15 protein-coding genes are annotated in these 22,201 nt (G+C 67.6%); 7 read left to right on the top strand and 8 right to left on the bottom strand.

What is annotated here, in order from left to right; translation table 11 throughout:
- Position 1 precedes the first annotated feature (1 nt).
- Complete coding sequence (locus tag G6N32_RS10385) at positions 2-1,282, bottom strand: ribonuclease D (protein WP_115319530.1); 1,281 nt, start codon at positions 1,280-1,282, stop codon at positions 2-4.
- A gap of 1 nt (position 1,283) precedes the next feature.
- Positions 1,284-1,820 carry a DUF3000 domain-containing protein gene (locus G6N32_RS10390; RefSeq protein WP_232077762.1) on the bottom strand — a complete coding sequence of 179 codons (537 nt, stop codon included), beginning with the start codon at positions 1,818-1,820 and terminating at the stop codon, positions 1,284-1,286.
- A gap of 232 nt (positions 1,821-2,052) precedes the next feature.
- Between G6N32_RS10390 and hemE the strand changes: the two genes are divergently transcribed.
- From hemE to G6N32_RS10420, 6 genes are all read left to right on the top strand, one after another.
- Positions 2,053-3,102 (top strand): uroporphyrinogen decarboxylase, encoded by a 1,050-nt coding sequence (gene hemE / locus G6N32_RS10395; protein WP_115319532.1) that lies wholly within the window; start codon positions 2,053-2,055, stop codon positions 3,100-3,102.
- Between the two features lie 32 nt (positions 3,103-3,134).
- Positions 3,135-4,448 carry a protoporphyrinogen oxidase gene (locus G6N32_RS10400; protein WP_232077593.1) on the top strand — a complete coding sequence of 438 codons (1,314 nt, stop codon included), beginning with the start codon at positions 3,135-3,137 and terminating at the stop codon, positions 4,446-4,448.
- A 29-nt stretch (positions 4,449-4,477) separates the two neighbouring features.
- Positions 4,478-5,182, top strand: a complete 705-nt coding sequence (gene hemQ / locus G6N32_RS10405; RefSeq protein ID WP_115321060.1) for a hydrogen peroxide-dependent heme synthase — start codon at positions 4,478-4,480, stop codon at positions 5,180-5,182.
- Positions 5,183-5,375: 193 nt separating this feature from the next.
- Positions 5,376-7,685, top strand: a complete 2,310-nt coding sequence (locus G6N32_RS10410; RefSeq protein WP_115319534.1) for a putative bifunctional diguanylate cyclase/phosphodiesterase — start codon at positions 5,376-5,378, stop codon at positions 7,683-7,685.
- A 57-nt stretch (positions 7,686-7,742) separates the two neighbouring features.
- Positions 7,743-10,070, top strand: a complete 2,328-nt coding sequence (locus tag G6N32_RS10415; protein WP_115319535.1) for a putative bifunctional diguanylate cyclase/phosphodiesterase — start codon at positions 7,743-7,745, stop codon at positions 10,068-10,070.
- 93 nt (positions 10,071-10,163) lie between these two features.
- Complete coding sequence (locus G6N32_RS10420) at positions 10,164-12,488, top strand: putative bifunctional diguanylate cyclase/phosphodiesterase (protein WP_115319536.1); 2,325 nt, start codon at positions 10,164-10,166, stop codon at positions 12,486-12,488.
- Here G6N32_RS10420 and msrB read toward each other — a convergent pair.
- From msrB to G6N32_RS10440, 4 genes are read right to left on the bottom strand one after another with little or no spacing between them, the layout of a single operon-like run.
- A complete protein-coding gene (msrB, locus tag G6N32_RS10425; protein ID WP_115319537.1) occupies positions 12,463-12,882 on the bottom strand; it encodes a peptide-methionine (R)-S-oxide reductase MsrB in 420 nt (139 codons plus the stop codon). The two genes, G6N32_RS10420 and msrB, sit on opposite strands and share 26 nt — an antisense overlap.
- A 4-nt stretch (positions 12,883-12,886) precedes the next feature.
- Positions 12,887-14,182, bottom strand: a complete 1,296-nt coding sequence (aftC, locus tag G6N32_RS10430) for an arabinofuranan 3-O-arabinosyltransferase (protein WP_115319538.1) — start codon at positions 14,180-14,182, stop codon at positions 12,887-12,889.
- Positions 14,183-14,202: 20 nt separating this feature from the next.
- Positions 14,203-15,777 carry an alpha/beta fold hydrolase gene (locus G6N32_RS10435; RefSeq protein ID WP_115321061.1) on the bottom strand — a complete coding sequence of 525 codons (1,575 nt, stop codon included), beginning with the start codon at positions 15,775-15,777 and terminating at the stop codon, positions 14,203-14,205.
- Positions 15,778-15,813: 36 nt separating this feature from the next.
- Complete coding sequence (locus G6N32_RS10440) at positions 15,814-16,608, bottom strand: pyrimidine reductase family protein (protein WP_115319539.1); 795 nt, start codon at positions 16,606-16,608, stop codon at positions 15,814-15,816.
- Between the two features lie 35 nt (positions 16,609-16,643).
- Here G6N32_RS10440 and zapE point away from each other — a divergent pair, with 35 nt between their 5' ends.
- A complete protein-coding gene (gene zapE, locus G6N32_RS10445) occupies positions 16,644-17,660 on the top strand; it encodes a cell division protein ZapE (protein WP_115319540.1) in 1,017 nt (338 codons plus the stop codon).
- Positions 17,661-17,667: 7 nt separating this feature from the next.
- On the opposite strand, the gene G6N32_RS10450 is transcribed toward zapE, so the two are convergent.
- Positions 17,668-17,979: an STAS domain-containing protein gene (locus tag G6N32_RS10450; protein ID WP_115319541.1), complete on the bottom strand. Its 312-nt coding sequence runs from the start codon at positions 17,977-17,979 to the stop codon at positions 17,668-17,670.
- The gene (locus G6N32_RS10455; RefSeq protein ID WP_115319542.1) at positions 17,976-22,100 is read right to left on the bottom strand and encodes a SpoIIE family protein phosphatase; all 4,125 of its coding nucleotides are present in this window, start codon (positions 22,098-22,100) and stop codon (positions 17,976-17,978) included. The genes G6N32_RS10450 and G6N32_RS10455 overlap by 4 nt, the downstream gene beginning before the upstream one ends.
- Positions 22,101-22,201 lie beyond the last annotated feature (101 nt).

The raw sequence follows: 22,201 nt of genomic DNA on the forward strand, positions 1-22,201 counted from the left end.
CTCACGCCTTTTCGGCGGCAGCAGAGCTCAGGGCATCGGCGAGCACCGGGACCACGAGCGAGCGCTGCCACTGCCTGGCTCCGCCCTCGCGCAGGACGGTATCGACCGCCCCGCTGACGTCGCCGGTGTCCTGCCAATCCCAGCACAGCCTGCGGACGAGTTCCGGCGACACCAGATTCTCGGTGGGAACCCGCACCCGTTCGGACAACTCGGACAGGCGCGCCCTGGCGGCGTCGAGCCGGGCGGCGGCCTCCGGTTTGCGTTTGGCCCAGCGCACCGCCGGCGGCGGCCCGTTCTGCGGTTCGGCGCTGTCCGGCGGATCGGGGTTGGTGCGCGCAGACTCCAGCGCGGCCAACCAGACGTGGGCGCTGCGGCGCTGTTTGTGCCCGCCGAAGATGGGCAGCTTGGTCAGCTCCTCGACGGTCTTGGGGTCGGCGACGGCCGCGGCGATGATCGCCGAGTCCGGCAGGATCCGCCCCGGGGCGATGTCGCGGCGGCGGGCGATCTGATCGCGCACCGTCCACAATTCGCGCACCGCGGCCAGGGCTTGGCGGTTGCGGACTTTGTGCAGTCCTGAGGTGCGCCGCCAGCGGTCACGTCGGGTCGGGGTGGCCTCAGAACGGCGAAGGTGCTCGAATTCTTCTGCGGCCCAATGGGATTTGTCTTGCTCGGTGAGCACGTCGTCGATCGCGTCGCGCAAGGCGATCAGTACTTCGACGTCCAGCGCGGCGTAATTCAGCCATTCGTCGGGCAGCGGACGTTTGGACCAGTCCGCCGCGCCGTGCCCTTTGGCCAGCCCCAGTCCGAGCAGGCGTTGCACCATCGCCGCCAGATTGACCCGCTCGAACCCGGCCAGCCGGCCGGCGAGTTCGGTGTCGTAGAGCGCGGGCGGGTGCATGCCCACCTCGGCAAGGCAGGGCAGGTCCTGATCGGCGGCGTGCAGGATCCACTCGTCGTCGGCCAGGACCTCGGCCACCGGCCGCAGCACGTCGATCGGACTGCTGCCATGGTTGACCGGGTCGATCAGGACGGTGCCTGCGCCGGTGCGGCGAATCTGGATCAGATAGGCGCGGTTGGAATACCGGAAGCCCGATGCGCGCTCGGCGTCGACGGCGAACGGCCCGCTGCCCTTCGCCAGCTGGTCGGCTGCCCGGGCGATCTCGTCGGCGCTGACCGACAGGGGTGGCACGCCCTCGGACGGGCGGAGCAGGGGAGTCGCCTCGGGGGCGTCCTCGGCTGCGGCATCGGGCGCCGTGATCGCGGCGTCATCGTCTGGTGTCATGTCAGGCGCGGGAGCGGGAACCCAGGTCCGTCACCCCGACCGGTGGCAGACCGGCGGCGTGTTCGAGGACCTCGCAGAATGCCTGGACGTGTGTGTCGAGGGCCATCGTGGTGGCCGTCCACGATGCGCGCATCTCGAGTTGGTGGGCGCGGGGCGGACCGGAGATGTCGCCGTAGCGCACCGAGGTGGTGGCCGTGACGGTGCCGCCGAGAGCGGTGACGTGTTCGGAGCGGCTTTCCAGGGCGTCGACGAGCCAACTCCACGCCACCTCGGGCAGCAGCGGGTCGACAGCCTCGCTGGAGTCCAGATCGGCCTGGATGTAGGCGACGAGGCGCATCGTGCCGTCCCATGCTTCCGACCCTTCGGGATCGTGCAGCAGGATCAGCCGGCCGAATGCATCGCCGTCGGAGGTTTCCGGGACGATCTCGGTGTCGGGGTGCTTGACCTCGGCGCCCAGCGCATAGCTGTACGGCGCGAGACGTTGAGGTGGACGGATCGGACCGAGTTCGATCTCCGCCCGCACCTGGGCGGTGTTCATCGCCGCCACCGCCTCGCGGAAAAGCGCGGGTTCCGCAGTGGTCACGTCGATTGACGCTAGCCCTATCGTCGAGGTGGAGGGGGCAGGCGCGCCGATTTGGTGCGACTCCGGCGGGCAGGAGCGGAGCGACCCGGGGTGGACTCCGGCGGGCAGGAGCGGAGCGACCCGGGGTGAGCTCCCGCGGTTGAGGGCTCATGGGCCGGGCTGACCGGCCCGTGGCAGCATTGACGCGATGAGTACCCGTCGCCAGCTGCCCGAGGCGCCCTATCTGGCCGCCGCCACTGGCCGCAAGCCCAGCCGGACCCCGGTGTGGTTCATGCGCCAGGCCGGCCGGTCGCTGCCCGAGTACCGCGAACTGCGGGCCAAGAACACGATGATGCAGGCCTGCTTCGACCCGGCACTGATCAGCGAGATCACCCTGCAGCCGGTGCGTAGGCACGGGGTGGACGCGGCGATCCTGTTCTCCGACATCGTGGTCCCGATGCGCGCCGCGGGCATCGGCCTGGACATCGTGCCCGACGTCGGCCCGGTGATCGACAACCCGGTGCGGACCGCCGCCGATGTCGCCGCGCTGAAAGGTCTTGAGCTGCAGCGGGTCAGCGCGGTCTCGGACGCGGTCGGTCTGCTGGTCGGCGAGCTCGGTGAGGTGCCGCTGATCGGTTTCGCGGGCGCCCCGTTCACGCTGGCGTCCTATCTGGTCGAGGGCGGGCCCAGCAAGCTGCACGAACGGACCAAGGCGATGATGTTCGCCGACCCCTCGACATGGCATGCGCTGATGGGGTTGTTGACCGATCTGACGATCGCCTTCCTGAAGGTGCAGCTCGACGCCGGCGTCGACGCCATCCAGGTGTTCGATTCGTGGGCTGGCACGCTATCGCTGGCCGACTACCGCACCCATGTGTTGCCGCACAGTTCACGGGTGTTCGCCGCTCTGGCCGACTACCGGGTGCCGATGACGCACTTCGGCGTGGGCACCGCGGAACTGCTGGGCGCCATGGGTGAGGCCGGCGCGACGGTCGTCGGCGTCGACTGGCGTACCTCGCTGGCTGACGCCGCGTTGCGGGTGGGCCCGAAACTGGCGCTGCAGGGCAATCTGGATCCGGTCGTGCTGCTCGCCGGCTGGCCGGTCGTCGAGCAGGCGGCGCGGGCGGTGGTCGACGACGGCAGGCTGGCGGTCGACGCGGGCGCGGCGGGGCACATCTTCAATCTGGGGCACGGCGTACTGCCCGCCACCGATCCGGCAATTCTGACAGATCTGGTCGCACTGGTGCACTCGTTGTGAGGTATTGCGTTGTCGGGGGCGGCATTTCAGGTTTGGTCGCGGCTTATCGGCTACGCACGCTGGCCGGCGCCGACGCCGACATCACAGTGTTCGACCCGGCTGACCGCCTCGGTGGCATCCTGCGCACCGAACGGATCGCGGGCCAGCCCATGGATATCGGCGCCGAGGCGTACGTGGTGCGCCGCCCCGAGGTACCGGCCCTGCTGGCCGAGCTTGGCCTGGCCGGTCGCCAGATCAGCACCACCGGGGTGCGTCCCACCATTTACAGCCAGGGTCGCCTGCATCCGCTGCCCGCCGACACCGTCAACGGCATCCCGACGTCGGCCGCGTCGGTGACCGGTCTGGTCGACGATGCGACGATCGCGCAGATGGCCGCCGAGCCCAGCCGGCCCATGCCCTGGCGGCCGGGCTCGGACCCGGCGGTCGGCGCCGTCGTCGCCGACCGGTTCGGCGCCCAGGTCGTCGCCCGCTCGGTCGATCCCATGTTGTCCGGCGTTTACGCCGGTTCGGCCGCCACCATCGGCATCCGTTCCGCGGTTCCCACGGTGGCGGCCGCATTGGACGCCGGCGCCACCAGCCTCACCGACGCCGGCCGCCGCGCATTGCCGGGCAGCACGCAGGGCCCGGTGTTCGGCGCCATCGACGGCGGTTACCAGGTGCTGCTCGATGCGCTGGTGGCACACAGCCGGCTGCAGTGGGTGCAGACCTCGATACAGCACATCGGACGCGACGGGACGGGCTGGAGCCTGCGCGACGACGACGGCAGGCAGTGGGGTGCCGACGGGGTGATCGTCGCGGTGCCCGCCGCCCGGCTCGCGCCGCTGATGGCCGACATCGCCCCCACCGCAGGCGCAGCGGCAGCCCGGATTCCGGTTGCCTCCGCGGCGGTGCTGGCGCTGGCCGTTCCGGGCGGGACACCACTGCCCGCCCAGTCCGGTGTCCTGGTCGCCACCGGAGAACGCTTGCATACCAAGGCAATCACGTTGTCCACCCGCAAGTGGGGATCGCGCGGCAATGCCGAGTTGTTGCGGTTGTCGTTCGGGCGCTTTGGTGACGACCTGGCGCGCGCGACGTCGGACGCCGAACTTCAGAACTGGGCGCTGGCCGATGTGTTGACGGTGTTCGGGATCGCGGTCGACCCGGTTGACGTCCGGGTGCACCGTTGGCTGGATGCGATGCCGCAGTATTCGCCGGGCCATCGCGAGCTGGCCGCCGAGCTGCGCGCCGAGCTGCCGCCCACCTTGGCGCTTGCGGGTAACTATCTCGACGGCATCGGGGTGCCTGCGTGCGTGGGCGTGGCGGGCCGTGCGGCCGAGGCTGTGGTGGCCGCCACCATCCGCCGATAGGCGAACCGCCGCGTGGCACGATGGGTGCCATGGCCAAACTGGACTTCGACGAGCTCAACGCCACGATCCGTTACGTCATGTTCTCGACCTTCGCGGCAGAACCGGGGGAGCTGGGCTTCGACGAAGAGACCCGCGCCGCCGTCGTCGACGAGACGGCGACGTTCCTCAAACAGCAGGAGGACAACGGCGTCGTGGTGCGCGGCATCTACGACGTGGCGGGTCTGCGCGCCGACGCCGACTTCATGTTCTGGACGCACGCCGAGCGGATCGAGTCCCTGCAGGCGACCTACAACGACTTCCGCCGCACCACCACCCTGGGCCGGGCCGTCACCCCGGTGTGGAGTGCCGTCGCCCTGCACCGGCCTGCGGAGTTCAACAAGAGTCACATCCCCGCCTTCCTGGCGGGCGAGGAGCCGGGCAATTACGTCTGTGTCTACCCGTTCGTGCGTTCGCTGGACTGGTATCTGCTGCCTGACGAGGACCGCCGCAAGATGCTCGCCGACCACGGCATGGCCGCCCGCAGTTACAAAGACGTGCGCGCCAACACCGTCCCTGCTTTCGCGCTCGGTGACTACGAGTGGATTCTGGCGTTCGAAGCGCCTGAGCTGTACCGGATTGTCGACCTGATGCGCGACTTGCGCGCCACCGAAGCCCGTCGGCACGTGCGCGAGGAAGTCCCGTTCTTCACCGGTCCGCGGATCGGCGTGGAGCAATTGGTCGCCAAACTGCCCTAGCAAACCAGCCCGCGTACTGCCCGCTCAGGGGGCAGGAGTTCGCTACGATTGCCTGACCGTGAGTTCTGCACGGCCGACACGATCGGGGGCCCGGGTGACAGGGCTGAGGGCTAAGCAGACGATCGCTTTGGTCGTCGGCGGCGTGGCATGTGTCATTGCCCTGGCCCTCACTGACTGGCTGAGCGGCTCTGGAGTGTCGCTCGTTTCGCTCGCCGACAACCTGATGACCTCGATGGCCGCCGTGGCGACGGTGGCCGCCGCCGTCACCGCACGGACCGGCAGCGGTCGGGTGCGAATCGCCTGGGCCGTCATGGCAATAGGACTGGGCTCGTTCACGGTCGGCGCTCTTCTGTGGTTCGTATACCGGCTGACCGAATTCGAGCACCCGTACCCGTCGGTGGCCGACGCCGCATACCTCGTGTTGCCGATTGCCGTCGGGATCGCCTTGATTGTGCTGTCCACCGGGTTCAGTAGGACCTCGCGGACGAGGTTGGTGCTCGACGCGCTTGTCGTCGCCTGGTCGTTCACCATTGTCGGCTGGATCGCCGTGCTCAGCGAGATCTGGAAGTCTGCTCCCGGTGATCGCCTCAGAGTGGCGGTCTCGGCCGGTTACCCCGTGTTGGACGCTGCCGTGCTCACCATCGGTGTTCTGGTGGTGGCGCGTGCGCACGGTGTTCAGCGCCGGACCCTGGCGCTGCTGACGGCGGCGATGGCGGCCATTGCGATGTCCGACGGTGTGTTTGTCTACCTCACCGCGACCCGGCAGCCGACCGACACCGCGCTGCTGTATCCCGGTTGGCTGATCGGACTGGCGCTGTTCATCGGGGCGGCCGTGACCGGTCGCGGTTTCACTCACCGGGAAGTTATTGCCGCACAACCTGTTTCGTGGACTTCGCTGTGGTTGCCCTTCGTGCCGGTGTTGCTGGCCAGCGCGGCGGTCTTCACGCAGTCGCCGGCGGATTTGGCGGTCGGGCCGATACCGCTGATCGGGTTCCTGCTCTTGCTCGCATTCAGTGCGCGCCAGCTTCTGGTGATGAGCGAGAATCGGAGCTTGCTGGCGACGGTCGCCGACCAGGCCCTGCGTGACCCGCTCACCGGCGTAGGCAACCGCATCGTGTTCCGGGATCGGCTGAGTCACGCGATGCAGATGCGGCAACGCGACGGACTCTCGGTCGGCGTTCTCGTCATGGACCTCGACGATTTCAAGGTTGTGAACGACACCTTGGGCCACCCGGTCGGCGACGAATTGCTCAGCCTGGTCGCCGAGCGGATCGTGGGCAGCGTCCGGGCCGGCGACACGGTGGCGCGCCTCGGCGGCGATGAGTTCGCGGTCTTGATCGAGGGCCGGGTGGACCATTCGCAGCTGGTCGCCCATCGGGTGGTCGAGGCGTTCGACGAGCCCTTCATCGTCGACGGTCAGGATTTGCTGATCCGGCCGAGCATCGGTCTGGCGGTCGCCGAGCAGGGCGACCCCGACTTGTTGGCCGAAGACCTGCTCAAACGGGCTGACATCGCGATGTACTCGGCCAAGCGCTCCCGGGCCGGCGGTGTGCACCTGTTCAACGCGGAGATGCTGCTGAGTGAGACGCCTGACAATGACCTGTTCGCGAGCGGGCCCATGCCGGCATCCCGCAGCGGCGCGAGCACGGTGCGGCTGTTGGGGGAGTTGCGGCAGGCCATCGATCAGTTCGAGCTGACGTTGGTCTATCAGCCGAAGTTCGACCTGAAGACCGCCTCGATCGTGGGGGTTGAGGCGTTGGTGCGCTGGCCGCACCCCAAGCGCGGCCTGCTGTCGCCCGACGAGTTTCTTCCGTTGGTTCGCCGCTACGGGCTGATGGGGTCGATCACCGACCTGGTGATCAACCAGGCCCTCGATGACGTGGTGCGCTGGCGAAAGGACCGCCTCGAGGTTCCCATCGCGGTGAACATGTTCGCGCCGTCGATGGCCGATCTGCGCTTGCCGGGCAAGTTCGCCAAGGCACTGGCCGAGCGCAACCTCAGTCCGTCGCAGTTGACCGTCGAGATCACCGAGGACCTCTTCCTCGACCACATGGAGCGCACCAAGACGGTGTTGAACCAGTTGCAGGAGTTCGGGATTCGGATAGCCATCGACGATTTCGGCAGTGGCTATTCGGCGCTGTCGTACATGCGCGATCTCACTGTCGACGAAGTCAAGCTCGACCGGCACTTCATTGCGCCGATCCCAGCCGACCAACGGGCCTCCGCCGTGGTCCGGGCGGTGCTCAACCTGGCCAACGAACTCGGCCTGACCACCGTCGCGGAGGGGATCGAGACCGCGGCCACCGCCGACTGGCTGCGGGAGCACGGCTGCCACATCGGGCAGGGCTACTACTTCAGCCCGCCGCTGACTGCGGACAAGCTGCGCGACATCCTGAAGAGATGCGATCGTGACTCCACCTGCCGGGCCACGGGTTGCTCACTGCGCTACGGCTCTTGCCACTGGTCGGAGTCCGATGTGACCCACATCGAGCTGATGCGGTAGGTATGCTGGCGCCGGCCGTCAATATTGTTTCGGCGGCCGACGGGGGAGGGTGCCACGATGCCCAGGACTTCTCGTGCCGCGGTCGGGGCCGTTGTCGTCTTCGCCGTGTTCATCTCCGTCATCCTGAGCGGCCGGCTGCACGGTTCGACATTGACCGTCGTCGACGATTTCGCGCTTCTCGCCCTCGCGACACCTGCCGTCGTGTTCTCGGCCCTGGCGGCGCGGTCACTGTGGGGGCGCCGGCGGTTGGCGTGGCTGTCGATGACCATCGGCTTGCTGGGATGGACTGTGGGCGAGGCGATCTGGACCTTCTACGAGGTCCATCTGCATCGGCCGCCATTCCCGTCGGTCGCCGATGTGGCGTTCCTGGTGATGCCAGTGGGTGCCTGTGCCGCGTTGCTGCTGCTTCCCGCCGAGCACACCAGCCAGTCCCGGGCGCGGCTGTTCCTCGACGGTGTGATCATGGCCGGCTCGCTGTTCCTGGTGAGTTGGGTGACGATCCTGCACCCGCTCTATCAGTCCTACCCGTCGGATCAGCTCGGCTTCGTCATCTCGCTGGCATATCCGTTGTCCGACATCATCATCCTCACGGTGGCCGGCGTGGCGCTGGTCCGATCGAGCGGCCAGCATCGCTTGTCATTGACCCTGCTGACTGCGGGACTGGCCTGTTTCGCTTTGGCGGACAGCGCTTTTGCGTATCTGTCGGCCACGGGTTCCTACAGTTCTGGCAGCGTCATCGACATCGGCTGGGCGGCAGGCCTGTTGTTCATCACCGTGGCAGCGTCCGCAGCCCACGATGGTAAACGTAAGCGGCGCAACTCGTTCGCCCTGCCGGGCTGGGCATCGGTGTGGCTGCCGTACACGCCCTTGCTGGTGGCCGGGGTCGTGGCCGCCGCCCAGCCGGTCCCGGATCTGAAGTCTCGCCCGGTGCTGATCGTGGCAAGCATTCTGGTGGTGACGGTGCTGGGCCGTCAGTTCCTCGCGGTGAAAGAGAATCGCCTGCTGGTGGCCACGGTCGCCGACCAGGCGCTGCACGACCCGCTCACTGGGCTGGCCAACCGCGCGTTGTTCAGTGACCGGCTCAGCCACGCGATGCACCTCCATGAGCGGGAAGGTATGTCGCTCGCCGTCCTGGCGGTGGACCTCAACGAGTTCAAGCTCGTCAACGACCACCTCGGCCATCTGGTGGGTGACGACCTGCTGGTGGGTGTCGCCCAGCGGCTGCGTCGCTGCGTCCGGCCGGGTGACACGGTGGCCCGGCTGGGAGGTGACGAGTTCTCGATCCTCGTCGAGGGGGGTAACGATGTGGCCGAGCTGGTCGGCAACCGGGTCGTCGAGGCCTTCGAGGAGCCGTTCGTCCTCAGCGACCACGAGCTGTTGATGCGCCCGAGTGTCGGGCTCGCCCTTGCCGAGCCGGACGAGCCGCACCTGACGGCCGAGGAATTGATGCGACGGGCCGACGCCGCGATGTACTCCGCCAAGCGGTCACGGGCTCGCGTGGTGCAGGTGTACCACCCCGATATCGCCGCGCTGGACGAGGCGGCTGACAGACGACTGTTCGGGGCGTTCGAACCCCGCTTCGATGCCGGCGGCGCGGCCGCGATCGAGCTATTGGGAAAACTCCGACAGGCCATCGACAAATCTGAACTCACGTTGGTCTACCAGGCGAAGGTTGACCTGCGCACCGCTGAGAACGTCGGGGCCGAGGCGTTGATACGTTGGCCGCAACCGGACGGGACCGTGCTGGCGCCGGAGGAATTCCTGCCGCTGGTCCGCAGGCACGGTCTGATGGGGCAGTTCACCCAACTGGTCATCGGCAAGGCTCTCGACGATGCACTGGCTTGGCGTCGTGCCGGGCTCGATTTGCCGATCGCGGTCAACTTGTTCGCTCCCTCAGTGGCCAATATCGCTCTGCCTGCGACCATCACCGAGGCCCTGGCCGAGCGTGGCCTGCCCCCGACCGCGCTGACGGTCGAGATTACCGAGGAACTCTTCCTGGACAGCACCGAGCGCACCCGTGCGGTGCTGCAGGAGTTGCGGCGCAATGGAATTCGGATCGCGATCGACGACTTCGGCAGCGGCTACTCGGCACTGTCCTATCTGCGAGACCTGCCTATCGACGAGGTGAAGTTGGATCGCAGTTTCATCGCACCGATTCTGGTCGATGCCCGGGCCGCAGCCGTGGTGCGCGCCGTGGTCGACCTCGCGCACGTGCTCGACCTGACCGTCGTGGTGGAAGGGGTCGAGGACGTCGAGACGGCGGCGCTGGTACAAGAATTGGGATGCGATGTCGGGCAAGGCTTCTTCTACGGTGTTCCGGTGGCACCGGATGAGTTACTCGAGGCCGCCGTGCGGAAGTTGCGTGCGATTGGTCCGACGCACTGACGGTTAATCGCGATTCTGTCGTTAGTTTGCCATAGAAATTTGCTACGGTGATGCCCGGATTCGTCCGATTCTTCGCGACGTCTGGGGGTCTGGGTGCAGGGCATCGTCAAGCCGCCCCTTGTCCCGATCCTTGGCGCAGGCGCCGTGGCCATCGTCGCATTGGGGCTCTGGCAATTTCCGAGCGCTCCGGCCGTCAGCGCCCTGAAGCTGCTGCTGGCGTTCACCGCCATGGTGGCTACTGCCGCGGCGGTCCGAACTGCGACCACGACGGCCGGGCATGTTCGTGCGGCATGGCTGGCATTGGCGGTCGGTCTCGGCGCGTTTGCCCTCGGAATGAGCATGCGAGCCTGGATGGCGTTGTCCGGTCGCAACACCGGATTCTTCCCGGCAGCAGACATGGTGCGGGTCGTGCTCCCCGTGGGAGCGTGTGCTGCTCTGCTGCTGTTGCCGACGACCGGTGTGAGCACGATGTCGCGTCTGCGGTTTCTCCTCGACGGTGTCGTGGTCGCCAGTTCGCTCGTCCTGATGGTGTGGGCGGGGGCACTCGACGATATCCACCGCGCTCGCATCGCGGGGTCCATGCCGATCACCACGACGATGGCATATCCGATGCTGGACGCGGTGACCATGACGGTCGCCTTGTTGGTCTACCTCGCCGCCCAACCCGATCAGCGCCCGACGGTGGGCTTGGTTGCGCTGGCCAGCCTCGTGCTGGCCGTGACCAATGACGTCATCGTGTATCTCTTTGCCGCGCAGAAGAGTTCACCCATTCCCGCGGTTATGGTCGGCTGGCTCGCCGCCTTGGTGGTGTATATCGCTGCAGCTGTTTCGGGGCGGGCGCGTACCTACAGCCACGCCGCGAAGGCCAGGCAACCGGCGCGCGCCGCGGTGTTCCTGCCGTTCGTCCCGGTGGCCGCGGCCGCGGTCGTGATGATGTTCACCGAGGTCTCGAACGCCGTACTGCGGGGCCCGCTGATGGTCGCCGGTGGCCTGCTGATCGCGGCCTTCCTGGCCAGACAACTGATCGTGGTGGGCGAGAACCGGCGGCTATTCGCTGCGATCGCCCGGCAGGCGCTGCGGGATCCGCTGACCGGTCTGGCCAACCGGGCGGTGTTCCACGACCGGGTCTCGCTCGCGATGCAGTTGCGCCAGCGCGACGGGGTGTCGGTCGCGGTGATGGCTCTCGATATCGACGAATTCAAGATGATCAATGACACGTTCGGCCATCGCGCCGGCGACGAACTACTCAACCTGGTGGGCTTGCGAATCCTCACCGTTGTCCGGACCGGCGACACGGTGGCTCGCGTCGGCGGCGACGAGTTCGCCGTCCTCATCCAGGGCCGCGACGACCATTCGCACGTCATCGCCCACCGGGTCGCAGAATCGTTCGACGTGCCGTATGCGGTGGACGGCCACGAGCTGATGGTCCGGGCCAGCGTCGGCCTGGCAGTGGCCGACAGCGACGATCCCGACGTCAGTGCCGAGGAACTGTTGAAGCGCTCGGACATCGCGCTGGACGCCGCCAAGACATCTCGCGTCGCGGGAGTGCACACCTTCACCGCTGAGATGGAAGCCGACTTCTTCGCCACCGGCGTTGTGGCGTCTGCACCGCAGAATGGTGCCACCGGCGGGCGTGGGTCGGCGGTCCGGCTGCTCGGCGAGCTCCGGCGCGCGATCGACCAGGGGCAGCTCACTCTGGTCTATCAGCCCAAGCTCGATCTCCGTACGTGTGACATCGTCGCGGCCGAGGCGTTGGTGCGCTGGCCACATCCCGAGCGCGGGGTGCTCAGTCCTGACGAGTTCATGCCGCTGGTGCGTCGGCACGGGTTGATGGGGGCCGTCACCGATCATGTGGTGAGGCGAGCCCTTGACGACGCTCGGATCTGGTACGACGCGGGATTTGCCATTTCGGTCGCGGTGAACGTGTCCGCACCGTCGCTGGGTACCAGCCGGCTGGCCACAACCGTGTCAGATGCCTTGCGGGAGCGTGGACTTCCGGCGTCGGCGCTGATCGTGGAGATCACCGAGGACGTGGTGCTCGAAGGGTTGGAGCAGGCCTCACGCGTCTTGCGCGATCTGCGATCCAAGGGGGTCAAGATCGCCGTGGACGACTTCGGGAGTGGCTACTCGGCTCTGTCGTATCTCCGCGATCTGCCCATCGATCACGTCAAACTGGATCGTCGCTTCGTCGCGCCGATCACGTCGGATCCCCGTGCGGCAGCGGTCGTTCGGGCGGTGGTCAACCTCGCCCACGAACTGGGGTTGGCCACCGTCGCCGAAGGGATCGAGGACGTCGAAACGCTGGAGCAGTTGCGCGACTACGGGTGCGACGTAGGGCAGGGCTACTACTTCAGTCCGCCGGTGGCCTTCGAGCGGCTGCTCGCGATGCTCGCTAATCCTCCGTGGGCACCAGCGTGAGTGAAATCGAATTGATGCAGTAGCGCTGGTCGGTCGGGGTGGGGTAGCCCTCACCGGTGAATACGTGACCGAGATGGCTGTGGCAGTTCGCGCACAGGACTTCCACCCGGTGCATACCGAGAGTGTCGTCCGGACGCAGGATGACCGCTTCGGAGTGCGACGGGTCGAAGAACGACGGCCAGCCGCAGTGCGACTCGAATTTCTCGGTGCTGCGGAACAATTCGGCGCCGCACGCACGGCAGGCGTAGATGCCTTCAGTCTTGGTGTCGGTGTACTCGCCGGTGAACGGACGCTCGGTGCCGGCCTCACGCAGGACCGCGTATTCGGCCGGGTTGAGCCGCTTGCGCCATTCGTCGTCGGTCAGTTCGAGCTTGGGGGCTGGGATCGAACTCATGGGTTCACGTTACCGCGACGTCGCGCCGGGGTTCGCGCATCCACGGTGGATCGATCCCGTCGGCCAGCCGGTCGGAGGCTTTGGCGTCGGCGTAGCGGAAGTACAGCACGCAGAAGACCACGACCAGCATCAGCGACCAGCCGTAGGTGATCTTCATGTACTCCAGGAAGCGTCCGGTGGTCGGCCAGCGCCACATCAGCCAGCGGTCCATTGTCAGGAACCCGTAGGTGGCCAGCCAGGCCGGCCAGTTGCGCACCACCGAATTAGGCAGCACGACGGTCATCAGGAACGGGAACAGCATCATCGAGTAGTAGCCCTGGGCCAGCGACAGCACCAGCCACGAGGCGATCAGCAGCACCCCCGACGAGGTGAGCATCCAGAACAGCGGGTCGCGGTGTTTGTAGTAGCGGTGCAGCAGCCACAGGCTGGCCACGGCCAGCGCCAGGAAGATCACCCGCAGCGCCACGATCAGCCACATCGGCAGGCCGTAGTACACGCCGTTGCCCAGCACCGAGGAATTGAAGTAATCCCGGGTGGAGAAGATGTAGGGCAGGGTGCGCCGGACGAAGTTCATCGGGTCGGCGACCAGCGGCCAGGCCGCCACGTTGAAGACCACCGGCACGATGATCGCGGCGGCGATCGTGCGCCACTGCTTGTTCAGCAGCGGCAGCAGCAGCAACACTCCGAGCACCGGTTTGACCACCAGCGACAGGCCGATCACCACACCCGCCAACCACTGGTGACTGACCTTGCCGTCGAGAAGCCAGCGGAAGAACAGCACCTCGCACAGCAGGATGCAGCCGTTGATGTTGGTGAACACCAACGTGTTGGTCACCGACTCGGTGCAGAACATCGCCAGCAGCAGCGCAGGCAGCGCCACCGAGCTGAGCGGGAACCTGAACAGCCGCACCAGCAGGCATGCGGCGATGATCATCGCCGCGGTGTTGAAGAAGACGAACCAGTTGTGCGAGGCGAAGACCGGCAGGTAGCCGAACGGAGCCATCAGCAGGGTGCCGCCGGGCGGGTAGAGGTAGTGCGGGTCGACGTAGTCGAAGTGCTCGTTGTAGATGTCGAAGCCGCGCCGGAAATTCGACACCGCCCGATACACCGGGCCGAAGTCGTCGGTGATGTACCCGTTGGACGACAGCACATAACTGCGGTGAATGATCGACATGATCGCGATCGGCCACAGCACCGAACGCAGGACCGCTGCTGTGGTGGGTGGGCTGGTCCGGGGGCGGAATGCGGCCAGCAGGCCGGATCGCGATGAGTCAGCTAGCGCCACGGTCGCACCGTACACCGGCCGGGCGGGTCAGATGCTCAGGCGGGGCAGTAGGTGTCGGTGGGCGGCATGTTCCCGCTGTCCAGATAGCTCATCATGGGCGGCAGCGCGCAGGCGGTGTAGATGCTGGCGCCGTGCCCGATGCCCTGCCACATCACCCGCCTGCTGGCCGCGCCGGCGTTGATGATCGTGGCCGCCGACGCGGGCACACCCTGGTTGCCTGCGATCGGGTCGTTCTGCACGCCCAGCAGCAGCACGTTGACCTTCAGGTCCTTGGGTTCCTTGGGCGCGGCGCCGCTGGGCCAGTTGAGACACTTCACCAGGCTGAGCGCGCCGACCGCACCGAATTGCGGGTAGAGCTTGCCCCACTGGACGAGCAGTTCACGCACCCGGTCGGGGGTCGGACGGTTCAGGGCGTCGCTGCAGGAGTTGATGAACTGGCCGTCGCTGTCGCGCATCGCCTCGGCCTGGTTGATCAGGCTGTTCAGCTGGTTGTCGTCGCCGCCGCGGGCGGCGGCCAGAACGTTGGCCAGGCTCACGGTGCTGCCGATGCGGTCGCCACTGGGATAGCCCAGCGCGGTGATGATCGCGTTGGCCAGCACCGCCACCGAGACCCCGCCGGGACCGCGGCCGGCCCGGGCGGCCGCCAGCAACGAGTCGACGGCGCCCTTCGGGTCGGGCCCGAGCGCACAGTTGACCGCAACACATTGCTGGGCGAACGCATCGAGGGCGGCCTGCTGGCCTTTGACCTGCTCCTCGGCCGCGGCTTCGGCGTTGACGCCGGGCGGCACGGGGGAGTCGAGCACCAGCCGGGCCACCTTGTCGGGATGGGAACCCGCGTAGGCCAGCGCGACCTGCGCGCCGTTGCCGACACCGATGAGGGCCAGCGCCGGCACGTCCCAGGTGCTGCGCAGCCGTTCGAGATCTTCGGCGGCACGGGCATTGTCGTAGGCGGAGTCGCCGGGCGCGATGGTGTCGGTGCAGCTCGTCGTCGCGGTCATGGTGATCGCGCCGAGGTTGGCCACCGGGTCGTCGCCCGACTCGAACTGGGCCTGGTCCCGCATCTCTTGGCGATCGAACGAGTCGCGGCAGTCCACCGGGCTGGACATGCCGATTCCGCGGCGGTCCACCGAGACGATGGGGTGGCTTTTGAGGACGTCGGCGCCCGACCGGGACAACCACACCGGCAGCTGCATCGACGACGGGATGTCGGTGCCGGTGGTGAACACCAGCGGTCCGGCGTCGGGGGGCGTTTGCACCGATCGGGCGCGTACGACGCCGATGCTCACGGTGCCGGTGGCTCCGGCGATCGGGTCGAGGTCGGCGTCATAGCTGGCGCACTCGAGGATCACGCCGGGCGCGGGCGGTGTCCCGGCGTCACCGAAGACCTTCGATGTGCAGTCTTTCCAGCCGAGCTCGTTCTTGGGCGCTGCGATCGCCGGTGGTCCGCCCGCCGGATTGGTGGTGGTCGGGCCCGACGGGTTGTGCGCCTTGTCACTTGCGAACTGCGGGTTGGCGGCCAGCCACGGGGCACATCCGGTGAGCAGAACTGTCAGCGCCGCGGTGCCGAGGCTGACTATGGCCTGGGGGGCCCAGACCCGACGATCGCGCATGCCCACCACCCTAGCGACACCGCCGGTGCGAACAGCTCAGCCGACGCGCGTATAGCGCGCGTACAGATAGCCCTCGGCGTCGGCCATCAGGTGCGTGCGGTGCATCGAGGTCAGCACCTGACCGGAGCCGCCCACGATTCGCGGTGCCTCGCCGCCGACCAGCATCGGGGCGGTGGTCAGGCACAGCTCGTCCAGCAGGCCGTGGTCGATGAACGTCCCCAGCAGCGTGGGCCCGCCTTCGCAGAGCACCCGTCGCAATCCGCGCTCGGCCAGCGCGGCAAGCGCGACGGCCGGGTCCACCTCGGCCGGGTCGTCGCCCGAGCAGGCGATCACCTCGGCCGCGCCGCCCAGTCGGGTACCGGTGTCCGCCGCGGCCTCGGCACAGGTGAGCACCAGCGGTGTCACCTCGGTGCGGGTCAGCACCGGCCAGTCGCTGTCGACTCGGCCGGAGCGGGTGACCAGCGCGATCGGTGGGACTTCGTCCTGCCCGCGGAGCTGCCGGGTACCGCGCTGCGCGACGGTCATCTGCGCACCGGAGTAGCCCTCCCCGTGCGCGGTGCCCGCACCGACGACGATGACGTCGGCCAGTTCGCGCAGTACCCGGAACAGCTGCCGGTCACCGGAGCCGCCGAGCCCGCCCGAGGTGCCGTCGGTGGAGGCGCCGCCGTCGAGACTCGCGATCATGTTGCCCCGGACCACGCAGCGTTCCGCGACGGCAGGGTAGGCGTAGAGCTCGTAGAGCCGGTCATCGTCGACGACGTCTGCCGCGCTGCCCTCACCCAGCAGTGTGAAGTACGTCCCATCCGCGTCGCTCGAGCTCGGGTCGGCCATGCCGTTGATTGCAGCACGTAGCTAGGGTTCGTGTCATGGACCGCCTCGCTGACCGGCATCCGACGGTGTCCCCGGAGCGGCTCGTCGCCCAACTCGTCCCGCCGCCCACGTTCGCGGGCGTCAGCTTCGCTACCTATCGGCCCGACCCCGACGAGCCCACCCAGGCCGCGGCTGTCGGCGCCTGCCAGGCGTTCTGCGAGGAGGCCGCCCGTCGGCGGGCCGGGAAGAAGAAGCTGTTCGGTAAGCGGGACACCGTGCCCGGTACCGGTATCTATCTCGACGGCGGCTTCGGCGTGGGCAAGACCCACCTGCTGGCGTCGTCCTACCGACAGCTGCCCGACTCGGCCGAACATCCCAAGGCGTTCGCCACTTTCGGGGAGTTGACCCAACTTGCCGGGGTGTTCGGGTTCGTCGAGTGCATCGATCTGCTCGCCGACTACGTGGTGGTCTGCATCGATGAGTTCGAACTCGACGACCCGGGTAACACCACGCTGATCTCGCGGCTGCTGTCCGCGCTCGTGGAGCGCGGCGTCTCGATCGCCGCGACGTCGAACACGCTGCCCGAGCAACTGGGCGAGGGGCGCTTCGCCGCCCAGGACTTTCTGCGCGAAATCAATACGCTGGCAAGCATTTTCACCACAGTGCGGATCGAAGGCCCGGACTACCGGCACCGTGGCCTGCCGCCGGCGCCGGAACCGCTCACCGACGAGGCGGTGGCGGCCAGGGCGGCCGCGCAGCCCGGCGCCACCCTGGACGATTTCGATGCGCTGTGCGCGCATCTGGCGACCATGCATCCGTCGCGCTATCTCACCCTCATCGAGGGGGTGGCGTGCGTGTACATCACCGGCGTACACCCGATCGACGATCAGAATGTGGCGTTGCGGCTGGTCGCCCTTACCGACCGGCTCTATGACGCGGGCATTCCGGTGGTGGCCTCCGGCGCCAAACTCGACACCATCTTCTCCGAGGACATGCTGGCGGGCGGTTACCGCAAGAAGTATTTGCGCGCGACGTCACGACTGCTGGCGCTGACGAGCCCGGGCGGGCTGTAAGCCGGCGTCAGTCGGCTGATTCGGTTGCGGGCCGGATCTTGGTGAGTTCACCGAGTCCGCTCACCGTCAACACTCGCATCAGCACCGGATTGGCGACGATCTCCAGCGATTCGGCATGGGGGACAAGGGCATTGATGGCGGCACTGTCCAGGTAGTCCACCGCGCTCAGGTCGACGTTGAGGGCGCTGCCGCCGTTGACCGCCGCATTGAGCGCCTCGGCGAAGTCGGCCACGTTGCTGGCGTCGATCTCGCCGGCCGCCCGCAGCACGTTCCGGCCGTCGGCGGCCCGTTCGACTGTAACGGTCAGCGGGGTGCTCATCGGCGGATCCTCGTCGACAGGCGGACGACGGTGCCGGTGGCGTCGGGGAGGATCGAGACATCCTCCATCAACGCTTCCATGATCTGGATGCCACGGCCGCGGTGTGTGTATCCGGTCTCCTTCGGTTTCCAGGAGCCGGCGTCGGTGATGGTCAGGCGCAGAAGATCGACTTCGGACGTGGCCTGCAAGGTGATAGTGCCGCCTTCGCCGTGGCGGTATCCGTGCTCGATGGCGTTTGTGACAGCCTCGCCTGCGGCGACGAGCACATCCTGCGCCTGGTCGTGGTCGATGCCGGCCGAGGTCAACCAGTCGCGCAGTGCAGCGCGGGCCGGCGCCAGGTGCAGCGGGTCGGCGGGGATCGTCACTTCCAGTGGTTTCGGGTGTCGGTAGATCAGCAAGGCGACGTCATCCTGGTATCCGCCTGGTGGTGCCAGGCTCGTCATTATCTGGTCGGCCAAGGGGTCGAGGTCGAGGGCGCTGTCGCCACGAATGACGTTGGTGGCCTGCTCTATTCCGTCGTCGAGTGAGCGGCGTCTTCGCTCGACGAGGCCGTCGGTGTACAGCACCAGGGTGGCTTGAGGTGGCACGATTGTCTGTGTCTGGGGGCGCTCCCGGTCCGGCCGGATACCCAGGGCGATGGAGTGACCGCCCTCGAGCAGGATCGTGGAGCCGTCCGGGCATACCAGGATCGGCGGCGGGTGGCCGGCGCTGGAGTACACCAACTCGCCGGTGGCGGGATTCAGGATCGCACAGAAGGCGGTGGTGGACTGCGCGCCGGGCAGCCGGGCGGCGAAGCGGTCCAACCCCGCCAGCGCCGCTGCGGGGCTTGACTTTTCGAGCAGCAGCGCGCGACAGGCACTGCGAAGCTGTCCCATGACCGTCGCCGCCGCCAGATCGTGTCCCACGCAGTCGCCGACGACCAGCGCGATCCGGCCGTCGTCGAGCGCGATCACGTCATACCAGTCGCCACCCACCTGCAACGGATGGGATGCAGGCTGGTAGCGCACCGCGAACCCGGCGGGCAGATCGTCTGGACCCAGGATCGAATGTTGCAGTGCCAGTGCGGTTTCCCGCTGTTGATCGAGCTGATGGACGCGCTGCAATCCCTGGCCGAGGCGGCCGCTGAGAACGGTCAGCAACGTCATGTCTTCGGCGGTGAAGGGCCGTTCGGCCGGGAGCTCGAGCCAGATGACGAGCGTGCCACGGGGATGTTGCAGCGCGATGGCCACCGAGCCGGCGATGCTGGTGTCCGGCGTGAGCAGATTTCCGCTGCTGCCGAGTTCGGTGATGTGCTCCCGCACGTCCGGCGACAGAGCGGCCCACTGTGCCTCGTCGGCGTCGCCGGCGAAATCGGGATACTCCGATCCCGGTCCGGTCGCGCCGCCACCCGGGAAGATCGCCGCCAGGACCCGGCGGGCCGACCACTGCCCACGCACCTGCTCCAGTGCGCCGTGCAGCGCATCGTCGACGGCATCAGCCTGTGCGAGTTGCTGATTCAGCGTGGCAAGGGCGGTCTGACGTTGGACGCTGTAATGCTCGGCAGTGACATCTCGGAATGTACCGACCATGACGCTGCGGCCCGTCGCCGGGTCTTGAGCATGCGCGATGTTGGCGGTGATCCACACGCGGTGCCCGTCACGGTGATTCACCGGGACGGTGTAGCTGCCGTGCGGTTGATCGGGGAGGGTGGCGAACGCGTCGACGATCTGCGCGTTGGCCTCGGGCTGGGTTTCGGCGTCCGGCCACCAGGGGTGAACCGGGTCGTACGGCAGGTCTTCCGGGCCGTAGCCGAGGATGTCGGCGAACGCCTTGTTCATCTCGATGACGGTGCCGACTTCGTCGCAGACGAAGAATGCCTCCTGCAGCGACTCGACCAGCGCTGTCCGCCATCGCAGGTGGTGGCTGCGAAGCCTGGCCAGCTCGATGTTCGCCCGCACCCGGGCCAAAAGCTCCGCGGCGACGAACGGCTTCACCAGATAGTCGTCGGCCCCGGCCTGCAGGCCCTCGATCGAGGCCTCCTGGCCGGCCCGCGCCGACAACAGCAGAACGGGCACCGCCACGGTGTGCGGATCGTTGCGCAGGGCGGCAACCAGGGCCAGCCCGTCCAGGCGGGGCATCATCACGTCGCTGACCACAAGGTCTGGGCGGTCGGCTCGAATGCGGCTCAAGGCCTGCTGGCCGTCGGCGACCTCGTCGACCTCATACCCCGCGCCGCGCAACAGCCGGACCAGGTACTCGCGCATGTCGGCGTTGTCGTCGGCTACCAGAACACGGCTCGGAGAACCGACGGCAGACGGTGGGTTCGGCACGGCGGCCAGGTCGCCGCTGCCGCTGTCGGGCAGCCAGCGCAACGCCTCCTGCACGTACGGTTCGGCGATGTTCGACGACCGGCTGGTGCCGGCCGGGCTGAGCGCCTCGGCGGGGAGGTGGCCCGCTCCGATCGGTAGTCGGATGGTGAACGTGGTCCCCACGTCTTCGACGCTGTCGGCGGTGATGGTGCCGCCATGCAAGCCGACGAGTTCTTTCACCAGGGCCAGGCCGATGCCGCTGCCCTCGGTGGAGCGGGCGCGGGCGCTGTCGATCCGGTGGAACCGCTCGAACAGCCGCGGCATCTCGGCGGCAGATACTCCGATGCCGGTGTCGGCCACGGTCACCACGGCTTCGTCGCCGTCCTGGGTGACCCGGACCGTGATCGATCCGGCGAAGGTGTACTTCAAGGCATTGGACAGCAGGTTGAGGATGACCTTTTCCCACATGTCGCGATCCAGATACACCGCCTCGCCGAGCGGCGGGCAGTCGACGATCAGCTGGAGGTCGGCGCGATCGATGGCCGAACGGAACACACTGGCCAGCTCGGCGGTGACCTGGGCCAGATCGACCGGTTCGTAGTGGGCCTGCACCCGGTTGGCCTCGATGCGGGAGAAATCCAGCAGTGTGTTGACCAGCTTGGCCAGCCGCAACCCGTTGCGCTGGATCACGTCGAGTTCCTGATGGGCACGTTCATCGAGGCCCGCGTTGGCGCGCAACTCACTCACGGGGCCCAGGATGAGGGTGATCGGGGTGCGGAACTCGTGGCTGATATTGGAGAAGAACGTCGTCTTGGCGCGGTCCAACTCGGCCAGCTCATCGGCCCGCCGCTGTTGCTCGCTGTAGCTGCGGGCGCTGGAGACACCGGTCGCGATGTGCCCGGCCACCAGATCGATGAACCCGCGGTACTCGTCGTCAAGGGGCCGGTAGCGGTTCAGGGCTGCGACCAGAAAGCCGGACGGCGCACCGCCCTGCGTCAACAGGGGAGTCACCAGTGCATGGGCTGGGGGCTTGGGCCATTCACCGGCGGGCAGGTCGGTGAACGGGGGCCGGTTCAGCTCGACCAACACCGATTCGCCGCGGGCGGTCTGGTCGACCGGCCAGATCGACGAATCGTCCTTGGGCAATGCCGCCGGCGCCGCCGGATGTCCGGCGGCGATTCCGGTGACTCCGGCGAGCCGGGCGGTCCCGTCCTCGTCGAACAGATAAGTCACAGTGAACGGCAGATCGAGGGGATTGCGTTCGAGCTGACGGGCCGCGAAGGCCAGCATCTCCGACTCGGTGCGCACCACCGATGGGTCCGATCCGAGGTGACGCAGCGTGGCCATCCGCCGTTCACCGATCACCCGGTCGGTGTCCTCGCTGACCACGCACAACATCCCGACGACTTGTCCCGCGTCGTCGCGCAGGGGGCTGTAGGAGAACGTGTGGTAGGTCTCTTCCGGATAGCCCGACCGCTCGAGGAAGAGCCGAAGCGCCTCATCCCAGGTGGCTTCGCCGGTCGTCAGCACCCGATCGATGCGTGGCCAGACGTCATCCCAGATTTCGGCCCAGACCTCACTGGCCGGCCGGCCGAGCGCCCACGGGTACTTGCGGCCGAGGGTGTCGCGCCGGTAGGCGTCGTTGCAGAAGAACGTCAGTTCCGGGCCCCATGCCATCCACATGGAGAAGCGGGAGGACAACACGATGCTGACGGCGGTCCGCAGGCTCTGTGGCCAATGTGCAGACGGTCCTAGTGGCGTCGACGCCCAGTCGACTGCTGCCAGATCATGACCGACACGATCGTCGGGGCCGGAAGCTGATCCAACGTCCACCAAACGTCCTTTCGGCTAGATCCGCCCCTGGTGTGATCAGCCAACGGGTTCACCTTACGTCCCCGTTGTTAAACCAGCGGGATAGTCGAACAAGCCACTCC

Source organism: Mycolicibacterium aichiense (genome assembly GCF_010726245.1).
Taxonomy (GTDB): domain Bacteria; phylum Actinomycetota; class Actinomycetes; order Mycobacteriales; family Mycobacteriaceae; genus Mycobacterium; species Mycobacterium aichiense.